This window comes from Bradyrhizobium sp. CCBAU 51627 (assembly GCF_028128765.1).
GTDB lineage: Bacteria > Pseudomonadota > Alphaproteobacteria > Rhizobiales > Xanthobacteraceae > Bradyrhizobium.
This window is the reverse complement of the sequence record NZ_LBJG01000008.1, coordinates 16541-32401: the sequence shown is the minus strand read 5'-3', so window position 1 is coordinate 32401 and position 15861 is coordinate 16541. Positions and strand designations below refer to the sequence as shown.

The 15861-nt window shown below is 64.0% G+C and carries 16 protein-coding genes; 15 read left to right on the top strand and 1 reads right to left on the bottom strand.

Going from position 1 to position 15861, the window contains the following annotated elements:
- Positions 1–80: 80 nt before the first annotated feature.
- Together mmsA and mmsB are read left to right on the top strand one after the other, a co-directional pair.
- Positions 81–1658 (top strand): multiple monosaccharide ABC transporter ATP-binding protein, encoded by a 1578-nt coding sequence (mmsA, locus tag XH88_RS05460; RefSeq protein WP_271614396.1) that lies wholly within the window; start codon positions 81–83, stop codon positions 1656–1658.
- Positions 1655–2845: a multiple monosaccharide ABC transporter permease gene (mmsB, locus tag XH88_RS05455; protein ID WP_271614395.1), complete on the top strand. Its 1191-nt coding sequence runs from the start codon at positions 1655–1657 to the stop codon at positions 2843–2845. Before mmsA ends, mmsB begins: the two co-directional genes overlap by 4 nt.
- A 108-nt stretch (positions 2846–2953) precedes the next feature.
- Here the strand turns inward: mmsB and XH88_RS05450 are convergent, their stop codons facing one another.
- Complete coding sequence (locus XH88_RS05450) at positions 2954–3109, bottom strand: hypothetical protein (protein WP_271614394.1); 156 nt, start codon at positions 3107–3109, stop codon at positions 2954–2956.
- Between the two features lie 173 nt (positions 3110–3282).
- Here XH88_RS05450 and XH88_RS05445 point away from each other — a divergent pair, with 173 nt between their 5' ends.
- The 13 genes from XH88_RS05445 (at position 3283) to XH88_RS05385 (ending at position 15847) form a co-directional block, all read left to right on the top strand.
- Positions 3283–3861, top strand: coding sequence for a cytochrome c oxidase subunit 3 family protein (locus XH88_RS05445; RefSeq protein WP_271614393.1), 579 nt, complete (start codon positions 3283–3285; stop codon positions 3859–3861).
- A complete protein-coding gene (locus XH88_RS05440) occupies positions 3861–4121 on the top strand; it encodes a cytochrome C oxidase subunit IV family protein (RefSeq protein ID WP_271614438.1) in 261 nt (86 codons plus the stop codon). The genes XH88_RS05445 and XH88_RS05440 overlap by 1 nt, the downstream gene beginning before the upstream one ends.
- A 115-nt stretch (positions 4122–4236) precedes the next feature.
- A complete protein-coding gene (locus tag XH88_RS05435; RefSeq protein WP_271614392.1) occupies positions 4237–4689 on the top strand; it encodes a c-type cytochrome in 453 nt (150 codons plus the stop codon).
- A 47-nt stretch (positions 4690–4736) separates the two neighbouring features.
- Positions 4737–6083 carry a cbb3-type cytochrome c oxidase subunit I gene (locus tag XH88_RS05430; RefSeq protein ID WP_271614391.1) on the top strand — a complete coding sequence of 449 codons (1347 nt, stop codon included), beginning with the start codon at positions 4737–4739 and terminating at the stop codon, positions 6081–6083.
- 63 nt (positions 6084–6146) lie between these two features.
- Positions 6147–6956, top strand: coding sequence for a CbbQ/NirQ/NorQ/GpvN family protein (locus tag XH88_RS05425; RefSeq protein ID WP_271614390.1), 810 nt, complete (start codon positions 6147–6149; stop codon positions 6954–6956).
- 3 nt (positions 6957–6959) lie between these two features.
- Complete coding sequence (locus tag XH88_RS05420; protein ID WP_271614389.1) at positions 6960–8879, top strand: nitric oxide reductase activation protein NorD; 1920 nt, start codon at positions 6960–6962, stop codon at positions 8877–8879.
- 79 nt (positions 8880–8958) lie between these two features.
- Positions 8959–9621 (top strand): HAD family hydrolase, encoded by a 663-nt coding sequence (locus tag XH88_RS05415; RefSeq protein WP_271614388.1) that lies wholly within the window; start codon positions 8959–8961, stop codon positions 9619–9621.
- 6 nt (positions 9622–9627) lie between these two features.
- Positions 9628–10578, top strand: coding sequence for a sugar-binding transcriptional regulator (locus XH88_RS05410; protein WP_271614387.1), 951 nt, complete (start codon positions 9628–9630; stop codon positions 10576–10578).
- 402 nt (positions 10579–10980) lie between these two features.
- Complete coding sequence (locus XH88_RS05405; RefSeq protein ID WP_442868416.1) at positions 10981–12234, top strand: ABC transporter substrate-binding protein; 1254 nt, start codon at positions 10981–10983, stop codon at positions 12232–12234.
- Between the two features lie 88 nt (positions 12235–12322).
- On the top strand, positions 12323–13195 hold the full coding sequence (locus XH88_RS05400; protein WP_271614385.1) for a carbohydrate ABC transporter permease: 873 nt from the start codon (positions 12323–12325) through the stop codon (positions 13193–13195).
- A gap of 4 nt (positions 13196–13199) precedes the next feature.
- Positions 13200–14030: a carbohydrate ABC transporter permease gene (locus tag XH88_RS05395; RefSeq protein ID WP_271614384.1), complete on the top strand. Its 831-nt coding sequence runs from the start codon at positions 13200–13202 to the stop codon at positions 14028–14030.
- A 15-nt stretch (positions 14031–14045) separates the two neighbouring features.
- Complete coding sequence (locus XH88_RS05390; protein WP_271614383.1) at positions 14046–15053, top strand: ABC transporter ATP-binding protein; 1008 nt, start codon at positions 14046–14048, stop codon at positions 15051–15053.
- A gap of 20 nt (positions 15054–15073) precedes the next feature.
- A complete protein-coding gene (locus XH88_RS05385; protein ID WP_271614382.1) occupies positions 15074–15847 on the top strand; it encodes an SDR family NAD(P)-dependent oxidoreductase in 774 nt (257 codons plus the stop codon).
- Positions 15848–15861: the final 14 nt, after the last annotated feature.

Genomic DNA, 15861 nt, shown 5'->3' with positions numbered 1-15861 from the left:
CATCGAACCCGGAATCTCGAGGTTCCGGGTTCGCCCTAACGGGCGCCCCGGAACGACGGTGATTTAGGGATACCAAGCCAATGACCGCCATGCTGGAGATGCGCAACGTCAGCAAGAGCTTTGCCGGCGTTCAGGCGTTGCGCGACGTCAATTTTTCGGTCGAGGCCGGCCAGATTCACGCCCTTGTCGGGGAGAACGGCGCCGGCAAGTCGACCTTGATGAAGGTGCTGAGCGGCGTCTACCCCGCAGGCAGCTATGAGGGCACTATCATCTTCGAGGGCGAGGAGCGCCGCTTTCGCGACATCAACGATTCCGAGGCGCTCGGCATCATCATCATCCATCAGGAACTGGCGCTGATTCCGCTGATGTCGATCGCGGAGAACATTTTCCTGTCGCATCCGCCATCGAAGTTCGGCGTGATCGATCGCGACGAGGTTTACCGCCGCACCCGCGAATTGCTCGCCCAGGTCGGCCTGAAGGAATCGCCGGATACGCTGATCACCGATCTCGGGGTCGGCAAGCAGCAACTGGTCGAGATCGCCAAGGCGCTGTCCAAGCGAGTGCGGATGCTGATCCTGGACGAGCCGACCGCGAGCCTGAACGAGGCCGACAGCGCCGCCTTGCTGGAACGGCTGATGGCGTTCCGCGAGCAGGGCATCGGCTCGATCCTGATCTCGCACAAGCTCAACGAGGTCGCAAAGGTCGCCGACCACATCACCGTGCTGCGCGACGGCCGCACCGTCGATAGCATCGACTGCCGCGCCGGGGCGATCCAGGAAGACCGCATCATCCGCAGCATGGTCAACCGCGATCTCGCCCATCGTTTCCCCGAGCGCCGCGCCAAGATCGGCGAGCCGGTGATGGAGGTTTCGAACTGGTCGGTCTATCACCCCATCCATCCCGAGCGGCAGGTGATCAAGAACGTCAATTTTGGCGTCAGGCGCGGCGAGGTCGTCGGCATTGCCGGGCTGATGGGCGCGGGACGCACCGAGTTCGCCATGAGCCTGTTCGGCCGATCCTGGGGCACCAATATCAGCGGCCACATCGCCCTCGAGGGTCGTGAGATCGTGCTGCCAAGCGTCGCGGCTGCGATCGACTCCGGCCTTGCCTATGTCACCGAGGACCGCAAGCAGCTTGGCCTGATCCTGGCTGACGACGTTCGCAAGAACATTACGCTGGCGAGCCTCGACCAGGTCGCGCCGGGCAGGGTGATCGATGACATCGCCGAGCTGAAGATCGCCAGCGACTACCGGAACCGGATGCGCATCCGCTGCTCCGACGTCTACCAGGAGACCGGCCAGCTCTCCGGCGGGAACCAGCAGAAGGTGGTCCTGTCTAAATGGCTGATGACCGACCCCAAGGTCTTGATCCTGGACGAGCCGACAAGGGGCATCGACGTCGGTGCCAAATACGAGATTTACTGTATCATCAACGAGCTGGCAGAAGCCGGCCGTGGCGTCGTGGTGATCTCCTCGGAGATGCCCGAGCTGCTCGGCATCTGCGACCGCATCTGTGTCATGAATGATGGTGCCTTCGTGGGCGAGTTCCCGGGCGCTGAGGCGACACAGGAAAAGATCATGCGCGCCATCATGCGCAACGAACGAAGCAACGGTAACGGCGCGGCCGAGGCCGCTGAAATGGGAGGATCGCAGCCATGACCGACAAGACGGTGTCGCTGCCCGAGGAGCGCCGGCACGGTAGCTTCATCAAGAACAATCTGCGCAACTACGGCATGCTGATGTCGCTGATCGCGATCATGCTGTTCTTCCAGATCATGACCGGCGGCACGCTGCTGCAGCCGCTCAACCTGACCAATCTGGTGCTGCAGAACAGCTACATCGTCATCATGGCACTGGGCATGCTGCTGGTGATCGTCACCGGGCACATCGACCTGTCGGTCGGGTCGGTCGCGGGCTTCGTCGGCGCCGTCGCCGCTCTACTCATGGTGACCTACAAGGTCGACTACGCGCTCGCCTTCATCGCCTGCCTCGTGGTCGGCGCAGCCATCGGCGCTGCACAGGGATATTGGGTCGCTTATTTCAAGATCCCGTCCTTCATCGTGACACTGGCCGGCATGCTGGTGTTCAAGGGCCTGGCACTTGCCGTGCTGCAGGGCCAGTCGCTGGGGCCGTTCCCGTCGACGTTCCAGAAATTGTCCTCGGGCTTCATTCCGGAACTGTTGCCCGAATCCGGCACGCTGCATCCGACTTCGATGCTTATCGGCGCGCTGCTGGCGCTGGGGCTGGTCTATGTCAGCGCCAAGGGCCGCGCGCGTGAGGTGGCGCACGGCATCGAGGTCGAGCCCTACGCGTTCTTCCTCGGCAAAAGCGTCGTGCTCGCCTGCGCCGTGCTCTATTTTACCTATCTGATCGCGACCTATCGCGGCCTGCCCAACGTGCTGGTGATCATGAGCGCCCTGATTGCGCTCTATGGCTTCGTCACCCGCCGCACCGTGATCGGCCGACAGATCTATGCCGTCGGCGGCAACGCCAAGGCAGCCGGCCTGTCGGGCATCAAGACCGAGCGGCTGACCTTCTTCACCTTCGTCAACATGGGCGTTCTCGCTGCGCTCGCGGGTCTCGTCTTCGCCGCGCGCCTCAACACCGCAACCCCCAAGGCGGGTCTCGGCTTCGAACTCGACGTCATCGCGGCCTGCTTTATTGGCGGCGCCTCGGCCTATGGTGGCGTGGGGCGCGTCGGCGGCGCCGTGGTCGGCGCCATGATCATGGGCGTGATGAACAACGGCATGTCCATTCTCGGCATCGGCATCGATTACCAGCAGGTCATCAAGGGCCTGGTGCTGTTAGGTGCAGTGTGCATCGACGTCTATAATCAGCGGCGGTAGCCAAATCGGCAGTGTCGTAGAGTGGGCAAAGGCGCACCGCGCCGTGCCCACCATCACCCGATCGAGAGAAGGGTGGGAGCGCTTCACTTCGCCCAACCTACGACAGCTTTACTGCGTCGTGAACAGCACCACTGCGATCGCGACGGAGAGGCTGACCGCCGAGACCATCGCAACGGTCGAGAGCACCCCCATGCGTCGTAGCGCGATGGCGAAGACGATGATGATCGGCGTCGCTGTCATCAGCCCGAGTTGTGCTTCACTCATGTCATCGTCAGCCGTTGTCTGGAACCGTTATATCGGGCCACGATATTGCGGAGGGACCCGCGAAACGTTGCGTTAGCGCAAACGCTGCTCCGGCGAGGTGCACTATTTGTGCGGCAACAAAGTCGGAACCGCAGCGGTGGGGTACCGAGCGCCGGCTTTGATGTGGGAATCAGATGTCGGCGACAGATTGCGAACAACAAGAAACCGGCTGGGGTCTTCTGGAAGATCTTCCCGGAGATCCCATGATCTGGGTGCTGATCTTCAGCGAGCTCGTCGCCTTCGGCCTGTTTCTCGGCGCCTTCATGGTCGCCCGCGCGATCCATCCTGCGGTGTTTGCGGCGGGGCAGGCCACGCTTGATTCGCATCTCGCCGGGCTCAACACCCTCGTTCTGGTGACGAGCGGCTGGGCCGCGGCGCGCGGCACGGCCGCGGCGCGCGGCTCCCACAGGTGGACTGCGCGCGGCTGGCTGTTCGTGGCCATGGCGCTCGGCTCGGTGTTCATCGGGATCAAGCTGTTCGAATATGCCGGCGAGATCGCGCTGGGAAACGGCCTGGAGACCAGCCCGTTCTTCACGCTGTATTTTCTCCTGACCGGCTTTCATCTCCTGCATGTCGGCCTCGGCATCGTGATTCTGGCCGTGGTTGCCCGCAGCGCCAGCGTGACCGGCGTGGAGACGGGAGCCGCCTTCTGGCACATGGTCGATCTCTTGTGGATCGTCCTGTTCCCGATCATCTATCTGGTGCAGCAGTGATTCCCGATCGCGTCGACATCACCTGGATCATGCTGATCGGCCTCGCGCTCGCGACCCTTTTGATTCCGCCTCTCGTCACGCGTCCGCTGCTCGGCAATGCTCTTCTGTTGACCTTCGCCGGGATCAAGGGTCGTCGTCTCGTGCTCGACTTCCTCGATCTTCGCGCCGCACCGCCGCTTTGGCGCGGTCTCCTCAGTGCCTGGGTCTTCATCGTGGTGCTGTTCGCCTGGCTCGCATCCGTGATCGTCGCCCTGGTCTGACAGTAGGGCGGGCGCATCGTCGCTTTCCTTGCGCTTCGACAAAGAGTGACCCGCACCGATCGGCAATAAATCACAGTATCGCATTTCTCCACGGCTCAAACGGAAAGGACTGGCAATGGCTGAACGCCTGACCAAGTCGGCGGCTCGAAACGTCTTCTACGGCGGCTCGGCCTTCTTCTTTGCTATTTTCATCGGGCTGACTGCGCACAGCCATTACTACATGGTCACGAAATCGACCGACGAGGCCACGCTGACCGCGTCGGTCGCGCGGGGCAAGCATGTCTGGGAGCGCAACTCCTGCATCAACTGTCACACGCTGCTGGGCGAGGGGGCCTATTTCGCTCCTGAAGTCGGCAACGTCTGGGATCGCTGGGGCGGCAAGGAAGATCCGGCCGGCGCGCGTGAGACGTTGAAGGCCTGGATGCAATCGCAGCCCTCGGGTGCCGAAGGCCGGCGCCAGATGCCGCAATTCAGCCTGAGCGACCAGGAGCTCAACGATCTCGCCGACTTCCTGGAATGGGTGAGCACGATCAAGCGCCAGGACTGGCCGCCGAACAAGGCCGGCTGAACGCCTGTCTCTTTCAAGCCCTTGCCTCAAGACAGAAAGAACCCGAGATGAAATATCAGACCCAAAAAGTCGCGATGCTGTATTTCTACGGCGCGCTGACCTTGTTCATGGCCCAGGTCCTGTTCGGCCTGCTCGCCGGGACCATCTACGTCCTGCCCAACACGTTGTCGGTGCTGCTGCCGTTCAACATCGTCAGAATGATCCACACCAACGCGCTGATCGTGTGGTCGCTGATCGGCTTCATGGGTGCGACCTACTATCTGCTGCCGGAGGAGACCGAGACCGAGTTGTACAGCCCGCTGCTCGCCAAGATCCAGTTCTGGATGTTCTTCGGCGCTGCGGGCGTGGCCGTGGTCGGCTATCTCTTCCACTTCCATGAGGGCCGTGAATTCCTCGAGCAGCCGTTCCCGATCAAGGTCGGCATCGTCGTCGTCTGTCTCATGTTCCTGTTCAACGTGACCATGACGGCGTTGAAGGGACGCAAGACCACGGTCACCAACATCCTGCTGTTCGGGCTGTGGGGCGTTGCGATCTTCTTCCTGTTCGCCTTCTACAACCCTGCGAATCTGGCGGTCGACAAGATGTACTGGTGGTATGTCGTCCATCTCTGGGTCGAAGGCGTCTGGGAGCTGATCATGGCCTCCGTGCTCGCCTATCTGATGATCAAGCTGAACGGCATCGACCGGGAGGTCGTGGAGAAGTGGCTCTACGTCATCATCGGCCTTGCGCTGTTCTCCGGCATCCTCGGCACCGGCCACCACTTCTACTGGATCGGTGCCCCCGGCTACTGGCAGTGGATCGGTTCGCTGTTCTCCACGCTCGAGGTCGCACCGTTCTTCACCATGGTGATCTTCACGGTGCAGATGACCTGGAAGGCCGGCCGCAAGCATCCGAACCGCGCTGCGCTGTTGTGGTCGGTCGGCTGCTCGGTGATGGCGTTCCTGGGCGCCGGCGTCTGGGGCTTCCTGCACACGCTGTCGTCGGTGAACTACTACACCCACGGCACCCAGGTGACCGCCGCGCACGGGCATCTCGCCTTCTTCGGCGCCTATGTGATGCTGAACCTGTCGGTGATGGCCTACGCAATTCCGCAGATCAAGGGACGTGCGCCCTATAACCAGTGGCTGTCCATGACGAGCTTCTGGATCATGTGCACGGCCATGATGGTGATGACTTTCGCACTGACGTTTGCCGGCGTGGTCCAGGTCCATCTGCAGCGCGTGCTCGGCCAGAGCTACATGGACGTGCAAGACCAGCTCGCGATGTTCTACTGGGTCCGGCTCGGCTCCGGCGTGTTCGTGGTCATCTCCGCGCTGATGTTCGTCTGGGCGGTGCTGGTGCCCGGCCGCGAGAAGCAGGCGATCATTCCGGCTGCGCTGCAGCCGGCCGAGTAATCGAGAAATAGCGGCCGCGGTTCGCCGCGGCCGCCTGCTTCCTGGAAAGTCCGGAGAGACATCATGAAACCCGCCCTCCACGCCGTGACTGCGGCACCCGCGCTCCCGGCCTATGTCGCAAGCGGCAATGAATGCGCGCTGTTCGAGCATGCCTGGCGGAATCAGCTTCCGGTGCTGCTGAAGGGGCCGACCGGCTGCGGCAAGACGCGGTTCGTCGCGCATATGGCAGCGCGGCTTGACTTGCCGCTACACACCGTCGCCTGCCACGACGATCTCACCGCGGCCGATCTCACCGGCCGCTACCTCTTGCGGGGCGGCGACACCGTGTGGACCGATGGCCCGCTGACCCGTGCGGTGCGCGAGGGGGGCATCTGCTATCTCGACGAAGTCGTGGAAGCGCGCAAGGACGTCACCGTGGTGCTGCACCCGCTGACCGACGATCGGCGCATCCTGCCGCTGGAGCGCACCGGCGAGGAGCTTGCCGCGCCCAAGCGTTTCATGCTCGTGGTCTCCTACAATCCCGGCTACCAGACCTTGCTCAAGGCGCTGAAGCCATCGACGCGGCAGCGCTTCGTCGCCATCGAGTTCGGCTTCCTGCCGGCCGAGCAGGAGATTGCGGTGGTATCCGCCGAGAGCGGATTGCCGCTGGATCGCGTGAGGCCCTTGGTCATGCTGGCCGGCCGGCTGCGCGCGCTCAAGGGCCACGATCTGGAGGAGGGCGTCTCGACGCGCCTCGTCGTCTATTGCGCGACCCTGATCGCCGCGGGCACGCCGGTCGCCGACGCGGTGCTTGCCGGCATGATAGAGCCCTTGACCGATGACGCCGACGTCAAGGCGGCGCTGCTGGATGTCGCGCGCGCCGTGATCGGGTGACCCATGCTGGACTTCCTCGAACTGGAGGAAACGGTCGGCCGTGCCTGGCACCGGATCGTCGGCGGTACCGCGAGCTATCCGGTTCACGATGATCATGCGGTCTCGCTCACCGACATGAGGGGCCGGATTGCGGTCATGTTCCGCGCGCTCGGCGGCGAGACGGGCGTGCAGATCGCGAGTGCAGGCGCACGCAGGTCGGGCCATCGGCTCGGCTGGCGGCAGCGCATCGGCCTCGGCGACGAGCGTCTGGAGCAGCCTGGCCGCGACGCTGCAACCATCTTTCTGCCCGATCGCATCGCGATCTTTCCCGACCGCGCACTGAACGCCGCGCTCTATCGCTGGCTCGCCGCGTGGTTCGCCGCTGCACCGGTCGAGGCGATCGCGGAAGACGATCCGATGCGGCGGGATCTTCTGGTGCTGCGCCGGGCGAGCGAGACGGCGGTCTGGGTGCTCACGCAATTTCCCGGGCTCATTGCCGACTATGCGCAGCTCGCCGCGGCGACCGCGGCAGCCCGGCCGAAACGCCCCTTGCCGCGCGTCGAGCAGGAGGTCGAGCATATCGTGCTGGCCCTGCTCGGAGCCGGAAAGGCGCCCGCAGGCCCGCTGTGGCCGGCAATGGCGGGAACGGGCCCGCTGCCGGAGAAGGCCCCGCCGGGCTATCGTTCGATCCTGCCATGTCCGCTCTGGGGCGATTGGTGGACGCGCGAGCTCTCGCCCGCGCATTCCGGAGACGACGAGTGCGCGGCGGATTCGGACGCTGCAACCCAGGACAATCGCAAGCGCTTTGCCGTGCGCGAGCGCGAGGATGACGGCAATCACCGCGATCCTTTCGTGCTCAACCGCTTCGAAAAGATCCTGGCGATGGCCGAGATGGTCAATGTCGACCGCCCGGACGACGACAGCGATGACGAGGATGCGCAGAAAGCCGCCGACGATCTCGAGGAGATCACGCTCAGCCGCCGCAGCGGCAAGCCGGCGAGTCGCTTCAAATTCGATCTCGACCTGCCGCCGGAAGCGCTCGATGCGTCGCGATTGAACGCGGATCTGACCTATCCCGAATGGGACTACCGCAGCAGATCCTATCTGCCCGATCATTGCCGCGTGCTTGCGGGATCGGCCTCTGAGCAGGGCGAGAGCTGGGTGCCTGATGATGCCATGCGCCGGCACATCCGCCAGGTGCGTCGCCGCTTCGAGGTGTTGCAGCCGCGTCATGAATTGTTGCGCGCCCAGGCCGACGGACATGACCTCGATCTCGACGCACTCGTGCGCGCCCGCTGCGACTTGCGCGCCGGCAGCAGCAATGGCGGCATGGATCGCGTCGACATGGCGATGCGGCCGCAAGGCCATGATCTCGCCGTCATGCTGCTTGTCGACGTCTCGCTCTCGACGGATGCCTGGGTCGGCGGTTATCGCGTGCTCGATGTCGAGAAGGAGGCGCTGCTCGTGCTTGCTCACGGGCTTTCGGCCTGCGGCGATCACCACAGCATCCTGACCTTCACTTCGCGGCGGCGCTCCTGGGTGCGGCTCGAGACGGTCAAGGCGTTCGGCGAGCCGATGAGCGGGACGGTGGAGCGCCGCATCGGCGCACTGAAGCCCGGCTACTACACCCGGATCGGCGCCGCGGTGCGTCACGCCGCGGCCGAACTCGCTCGCCAGCCCCAGCGCAAGAAGCTGCTGCTCGTGCTCACGGACGGCAAGCCGAACGACGTCGACCATTATGAGGGGCGCTTTGCGCTCGAGGACACCCGCAAATCGGTTCAGGAAGCGCGCCGGCTCGGCATCGCCGCATTCGGCGTGACAGTCGATGCCACCGCGCAATCCTATTTCCCGACGCTGTTCGGCCGCGGCGGCTATGCCATCGTCGGCAACGTCAAGCGGCTGCCCGCCGCGCTGCCGGCGATCTACCGGCAGGTGGCGCATTGAACCAGCGGGACAAAGCCCGCGGCGTCGCGTTCCTCCGCGAGCTATTGCCCAGAACGTGGGTATATGATCGAATGGCCGGATGGACCTGGGCCGGCCAAAACCCGATCTGATCATCTTCGATTGCGACGGCGTACTCGTCGACAGCGAGCTGCTCAGCTGTCGCTGCCTGTCCGAGGTGCTGGCGGAGTTCGGTATCGCGCTGAGCCAGGAGCAGGCACTTGAGCTGTTCCTCGGACGCAGCACCAAGGCGATCGAGCAGCATTACCGCGATCTCGGGCAGGTCGTGCCGGATAGCTTCCTGCCGCGATTGAAGTCGCGCGTGCTGGAGACGTTCGCCGCCTCGCTCGAGCCGATCCCCGGGGTCAAGGCCGTGATCTCGGGGCTGAACGTGCCGTGCTGCGTGGCATCGTCGAGCGACCTCGACCGTGTCTCGCTCTCGCTCGACGTCACCGGCCTCGCCACGCATTTCGGTGACTGCCTCTACACCGCACAGATGGTCCAGCACGGCAAGCCGGCGCCGGATCTCTTCCTCCACGCGGCCGAGAAGATGGGCGCGCAACCTGCGCGCACGCTGGTGATTGAGGACAGCACCAGCGGTGTGCAGGCCGCCAAGGCGGCAGGAATGATGGTCTGGGGATTTATCGGCGGTAGCCATTATCGGAGCCGCGACGGCCGCGCTATATTGTCCGCTGCCGGAGCCGATCGGGTCTTCGCGCAGATGGGCGATTTCTGGAGGGCCTGAGGCCGCATGACCGCCGAGAACGAAAAATCGAGGCTCGACGACGCGGCCCGTGCCGGCTGGCTCTATTTCATTGCCGGCCACACCCAGGACGAGATCGCCAAGATGCTCCAGGTGTCGCGCGCCTCGGCGCAGCGGCTGGTGTCGCTGTGCCTTGCGGAGCGTCTCATCACCTTCCGGCTCGAACACCCGATCGCTGCCTGCATGGAATTGGCGGCGCAGCTGAAAGAGAGGTTTGACCTGAGCCATTGCGAGGTGGTGCCTACAGATCCTGCGGCCCCGCAGGCCACCGCAGGCATCGCCGAGCGTTGCGCCAATCTGCTCGACACGACGTTGCGCTCGGAGACACCCGTGATCGTCGCGCTCGGCACCGGGCGGGCTGTGCGCGCCGCCGTCGAGCGTGTCACGCCGATCGACCGGCCCAATCACCAGATCGTCTCGTTGGTCGGCAACATCTCCGCGGATGGCTCGGCGAGCTTTTACGACACCGTCGGCCGGCTCGCCGATCGCACCGGCGCGCGGCATTATCCGATGCCGCTGCCGTTCCTGATGTCGTCGGAGGACGAGCGCAACAGGATGGTGCGGATCGAGCCGATCGCCAAAGTCAAGGCCGTGGCGGCCAAGGCCGATCTGCGCCTCGTCGGCATCGGCCAGATGGACCAGAAAGCGCAGGTCCATATCGACGGTTTCGTCACGCGTGATGAATTGTTCGAGATGATGCGGCAGGGCGCCATCGGCGAGATCACGGGCTGGGCCTATGATTCCAGGGGTCGTCTGCTCAAGGCCGGCACCAACAAGCGCCTCACCAGCATTCCGCCCGAGGTGCCGGCGAAGACCATGACCATCGGCGCCGCAATCGGCGCAGCCAAGGTGCCGGCGATCGCGGCGGCACTGAACGGGCGGCTGATCAACGGTCTGATCACCGACGAGGCCACCGCAAGGGCGATCCTGGAGCGCTGAGTTAGCGCGGCAACAGGACTCGGCTCCTCTCGCCGCTTGCGCGAGAGGGGAGAAGGGTCTCCGCAGTGGGGGGCTCCCCAAGAGGAGAAAACCTCACCCGCATCGCGTCCGCGGATGCCATACGACCTCTGCCGCAGGCAGGCGGGAGAGGTCGAGCAAGCCGTGAACTCTCGGCCTAAACGGCTGCCGTTCCGCCTGTCCTGCACGACGGCTCTCTTCTCCCGCACCGCAGCACTTATAAGTTGCCGAAACGCCCGCGCGCCTGCTTGACATCTGGCAAGGCTCGTCCGAACATACGCCCAACGCGTGGGCATATGCTCAGAAGCGCGAGCTAGGGAGGTCACCGTGAAACACGTTTTGGGCGCCGTCTGCGGCGCGTCCGTACTGCTTGCCGTCCCCGCGATGGCCGAAACGACCCTGACGATCGCCACCGTCAACAATGGCGACATGATCCGCATGCAGGGTCTGACCAGCGAATTCACCAAGAAGAATCCCGACATCACCGTAAAGTGGGTGACGCTCGAGGAAAACGTGCTGCGGCAGCGCGTCACCACGGACATCGCCACCAAGGGCGGCCAGTTCGATGTGCTGACCATCGGCACCTACGAAGTGCCGATCTGGGCCAAGAAGGGCTGGCTGGTGCCGCTCGCCAATCTCGGCGCCGATTACGATGTCGCTGACCTCTTGCCGAAGATCAGGGATGCCGTGTCCGTCGACGGCAAGCTGTACGCCGCGCCGTTCTACGGCGAGAGCTCGATGGTGATGTATCGCACCGACCTGTTCGACAAGGCCGGCCTGAAGATGCCGGAAAAACCGACCTGGGATTTCGTCATCGATGCCGCCAAGAAGCTGACCGACAAGAATGGCGGCGTCTACGGCATCTGCCTGCGCGGCAAGGCTGGCTGGGGCGAGAACATGGCATTCCTCACCGCCATGTCCAATTCCTACGGCGCGCGCTGGTTCGACGAGAAGTGGGAGCCGCAGTTCAACACGCCGGAATGGAAGACGACGCTCACGACCTACGTCAATTTGATGAAGGAGGCCGGCCCTCCCGGCGCGAGCTCGAACGGCTTCAACGAAAATCTGGCGCTGTTCAACGCCGGCAAGTGTGCGATGTGGATCGACGCCACGGTCGCGGCGTCCTTCGTCACCAATCCGAAGGATTCCAAGGTCGCCGACAAGGTCGGCTTCGCGCTCGCGCCCAACACCGGCTTGGGCAAGAACGCCAACTGGCTGTGGGCCTGGAATCTCGCGATCCCCGCCGGCTCGAAGAAGACCGAAGCGGCGGAGAAGTTCATCGCCTGGGCAACCAGCAAGGACTACACCAAGCTCGTCGCTTCGAAGGAGGGCTGGGCCAACGTGCCGCCGGGCACGCGCACCTCGCTCTACCAGAACCCCGACTATCTCAAGGTCGCGCCGTTCGCCAAGCTGACGCTGGCCTCGATCGACGCGGCTGATCCAAACAAGCCGACGGTGAAGCCGGTGCCTTATGTCGGCGTGCAATACGCCGCGATCCCCGAATTCCAGGGCATCGGCACCCAGGTGGGACAACAATTCTCTGCCGCGCTTGCGGGATCGATGACGGTCGATGCGGCGCTCGCAGCCGCGCAATCCGCCACCGAGCGCGAGATGAAGCGCGCCGGCTACATCAAATAAACCCGAGCTCTCCCTGAGCTCAACTTGCGGCCGTCCTTCCATCCCCGGGTGGATGGCCGCCTTCTTACCGTTAGCGGAGAGCGAGAGGATGGCAACCCGGCAAACGCAATTCCTTGCGCGGTCGCTGCTGACCCCGGCCGTCGGACTGCTCTTCATCTGGATGATCGTCCCGCTCGCGCTGACGATCTACTTCTCGACGCTGCATTACAGCCTGCTTGATCCCGGCTCGGAATCGTTCGTCGGACTCGAAAACTTCAGCTATTTCCTCACCGACCCGGCCTTCCTCGCCTCCCTCCAGAACACGCTGGTGCTGGTCGGCTCGGTGCTGGCGCTGACGATCCTGCTCGGCATTCCCCTGGCGCTGCTGCTGGATCAACCTGTGGTGGGACGCAACTTCGTTCGGCTGATGGTGATCGCACCGTTCTTCGTGATGCCGACGGTGAGCGCGCTCGTCTGGAAGAACCTCTTGATGCACCCGGTGTCCGGCCTGTTCGCCTGGCTCGCCAGGCTGGTCGGGCTGACGCCGATCGACTGGTTCAACGACGCGCCGCTGTTCTCGGTGATCCTGATCGTGGCCTGGCAATGGCTGCCGTTCGCGACGCTGATCCTGCTCACCGCGCTGCAATCGCTCGACGAGGAGCAGAAGGAGGCAGCCGAGATGGATGGCGCGAGCGCGGTTTCGACCTTCATCTACATCACGCTGCCGCATCTGGCCCGCCCGATCACGGTCGTGATCCTGATCGAGACCATCTTCCTGCTCACCGTGTTCGCCGAGATCTTCGTCACCACCGGTGGCGGGCCGGGCCTGCAGACCACCAACATCGCCTTCCTGATCTATTCGCAGGCGCTGATCCAGTTCGACGTCGGCAGCGCCTCGGCGGGCGGCCTCGTCGCCGTGGTGATCGCCAACGTGGTTGCCTTCTTCCTCGTCCGCATCGTCGGCCGCAATTTGGAAGCCTGACATCATGGCGCGCAAATCAACGACGCAGCGGGTGGTGGTCTCGACGATCGCGGCCTGGTTCTTCGGCTTCCTGATCTTCTTCCCGATCCTGTGGATGGTGCTGGCGAGCTTCAAGACCGAGCTCGAGGCCTTCGCAATTCCGCCGTCCTTCCTGTTCTTCCACTGGACCACCGAGAACTACGCCACGGTGCAGGAGCGCAGCGACTATGTCCTCCACGCCATGAACTCGATCATCATCGCCGGCGGCTCGACGCTGATTGCGCTGCTGATCGCGATCCCGGCGGCCTGGTCGATGGCGTTCTCGCCGACCAAGCGCACCAAGGACATCCTGCTCTGGATGCTCTCGACCAAGATGATGCCGCCGGTCGGCGTGCTGGTGCCGATCTATCTGATCTACAAGAGCTTCGGTCTGCTCGATTCGCGCATCGGCCTCGTCTTCATCCTCTGCCTCGGCAATCTGCCGATCGTGATCTGGATGCTGTTCACCTATTTCAAGGAGATCCCGCGCGACATCCTGGAGGCCGCGCGCATGGACGGCGCCACCATCGGTCGCGAGCTGGTCTACGTCCTGACGCCGATGGCCATCCCGGGGCTGGCATCGACCTTGCTGCTCAATCTGATCCTGGCCTGGAACGAGGCGTTCTGGACGCTCAACCTGTCGACTTCGAGCGCCGCGCCGCTCACCACGTTCATCGCCTCCTATTCCAGTCCGGAAGGACTGTTCTGGGCCAAGCTGTCGGCGGCCTCGACGCTGGCGATCGCGCCCATTCTCGTCCTTGGTTGGTTCAGCCAGAAGCAGCTCGTGCGCGGGCTCACCTTCGGCGCGGTGAAGTAAAGGGGCTGCCGGATCATGGGTCAGATCACACTTCAGGGCGTGCAGAAATCCTTCGGCCCGGTGCACATCATCAAGGGCGCCGATCTCGACATCGCCGACGGCTCCTTTGTCGTCTTCGTCGGCCCCTCGGGCTGCGGCAAGACTACGTTGCTGCGGTTGATTGCCGGCCTCGAGGACGTCACCGGCGGCAGCATCCTGATCGACGGCAAGAACGTGGTCGATACGCCGCCGGCCAAGCGCGGGCTGTCGATGGTGTTCCAGTCTTACGCGCTCTATCCGCATATGAGTGTGCGCGGGAACATCGGCTTCGGCCTGAAGATGGCGGGCCTTGCGAAAGACGAGATCAATCGCAAGGTCGAAGCGGCCGCGGCCACGCTGAACCTCACGCCTTATCTCGAGCGCAAGCCGCGCGAGCTCTCCGGCGGCCAGCGCCAGCGCGTTGCGATCGGGCGGGCCATCGTCCGCGAGCCCAAGGCGTTCCTGTTCGATGAACCGCTGTCCAATCTCGACGCCGCCCTGCGCGTGCAGATGCGCATCGAGGTGACGCGGCTGCAGAAGCAGCTCGGCACCACCGCAATCTACGTCACCCATGACCAGGTCGAGGCCATGACCATGGCCGACAAGATCGTCGTACTCAACGGCGGCAAGATCGAGCAATATGGCTCGCCGCTGGAACTTTATGAACGGCCCAACAATCTCTTCGTCGCCGGCTTCATCGGCTCGCCCAAAATGAATTTCGTGACCGGTGAGCTGGCCTCGCAGCAAGGCGCGGCGACCATCGGCGTGCGGCCCGAGCATCTCAAGATCGAGCGCGACGGCACCGGCGGCTGGCACGGCACGATCTCGGTCGCCGAGCATCTCGGCAGCGACACCTTTCTCTATGTTGACGCCGGTCCGCTCGGGATGCTGACCGCGCGCTACATTGGCGAACTGAGCCTGCATGCCGGCGACCGTGTGTCGCTGGTGCCGGACCCCGCGCGCATTCACCGCTTCGACGCGAGCGGCAATGCGATCAGGAACTGACAAGAAACGGGAATGCGACCATGTACCTGGAGAAATTCAAGCTGAGCGGCAAGACCGCTTTCATCACCGGCGGCGGGCAGGGCATTGGCCTTGCCTGCGCCGAAGCGCTGGCTGAGGCCGGCGCCAGGGTGATCATCGGCGATCGCGACAGCAAGGTCGCCGGCGACGCCGAGGCCGGCCTGAAGGCGAAGGGTTTTGACATCGAGACCGCGATCATGGACGTCACCGACACCAAGCGCGTGGCGGAGGTCGCGAACGACCTTGTCGGCCGCCACGGCAAGGTCGACATCCTCGTCAACAATGCCGGCATCGCCCGCAGCGAGACGCCGGCCGAGACCGTGACCGACGAGCACTGGCTCAACGTCATCGACGTCAATCTCAACGGCACCTTCTGGTGCTGCCGCGAGTTCGGCAAGCATATGCTGAAGGCGGGAAGTGGCGCCATCGTCAATGTCGGCTCGATGTCCGGCTTCATCGTCAACAAGCCGCAGGAGCAGTGTTTCTATAACGCCTCCAAGGCCGGCGTGCATCACCTGACCAAGTCGCTGGCCGCCGAATGGGGCGCGCGAGGCATCCGCGTCAATGCGGTCGCGCCGACCTATATCGAGACGCCGCTCAACGCTTTCGTGAAGAGCAACCCGAAAATGTACGACGCCTGGATCGGTGGAACCCCGATGGCGCGGATGGGGCAGGTCGAGGAAATCGCCTCGGTCGTCCTGTTCCTGGCCTCGGAGGCTGCGAGCCTGATGACCGGAAGCATCGTGCTGGTGGATGGCGGCTACACTTGCTGGTAGGCTTGCCGTCAAAA

What these genes read in the sequence shown, in the direction of transcription:
- mmsA (WP_271614396.1), top strand. Translation starts at nt 81, where the DNA reads ATGACCGCCATGCTGGAGATGCGCAACGTCAGCAAGAGCTTTGCCGGC.
- mmsB (WP_271614395.1), top strand. Translation starts at nt 1,655, where the DNA reads ATGACCGACAAGACGGTGTCGCTGCCCGAGGAGCGCCGGCACGGTAGC.
- XH88_RS05450 (WP_271614394.1), bottom strand. Translation starts at nt 3,109, where the DNA reads ATGAGTGAAGCACAACTCGGGCTGATGACAGCGACGCCGATCATCATC.
- XH88_RS05445 (WP_271614393.1), top strand. Translation starts at nt 3,283, where the DNA reads ATGTCGGCGACAGATTGCGAACAACAAGAAACCGGCTGGGGTCTTCTG.
- XH88_RS05435 (WP_271614392.1), top strand. Translation starts at nt 4,237, where the DNA reads ATGGCTGAACGCCTGACCAAGTCGGCGGCTCGAAACGTCTTCTACGGC.
- XH88_RS05430 (WP_271614391.1), top strand. Translation starts at nt 4,737, where the DNA reads ATGAAATATCAGACCCAAAAAGTCGCGATGCTGTATTTCTACGGCGCG.
- XH88_RS05425 (WP_271614390.1), top strand. Translation starts at nt 6,147, where the DNA reads ATGAAACCCGCCCTCCACGCCGTGACTGCGGCACCCGCGCTCCCGGCC.
- XH88_RS05420 (WP_271614389.1), top strand. Translation starts at nt 6,960, where the DNA reads ATGCTGGACTTCCTCGAACTGGAGGAAACGGTCGGCCGTGCCTGGCAC.
- XH88_RS05415 (WP_271614388.1), top strand. Translation starts at nt 8,959, where the DNA reads ATGGACCTGGGCCGGCCAAAACCCGATCTGATCATCTTCGATTGCGAC.
- XH88_RS05410 (WP_271614387.1), top strand. Translation starts at nt 9,628, where the DNA reads ATGACCGCCGAGAACGAAAAATCGAGGCTCGACGACGCGGCCCGTGCC.
- XH88_RS05405 (WP_442868416.1), top strand. Translation starts at nt 10,981, where the DNA reads ATGGCCGAAACGACCCTGACGATCGCCACCGTCAACAATGGCGACATG.
- XH88_RS05400 (WP_271614385.1), top strand. Translation starts at nt 12,323, where the DNA reads ATGGCAACCCGGCAAACGCAATTCCTTGCGCGGTCGCTGCTGACCCCG.
- XH88_RS05395 (WP_271614384.1), top strand. Translation starts at nt 13,200, where the DNA reads ATGGCGCGCAAATCAACGACGCAGCGGGTGGTGGTCTCGACGATCGCG.
- XH88_RS05390 (WP_271614383.1), top strand. Translation starts at nt 14,046, where the DNA reads ATGGGTCAGATCACACTTCAGGGCGTGCAGAAATCCTTCGGCCCGGTG.
- XH88_RS05385 (WP_271614382.1), top strand. Translation starts at nt 15,074, where the DNA reads ATGTACCTGGAGAAATTCAAGCTGAGCGGCAAGACCGCTTTCATCACC.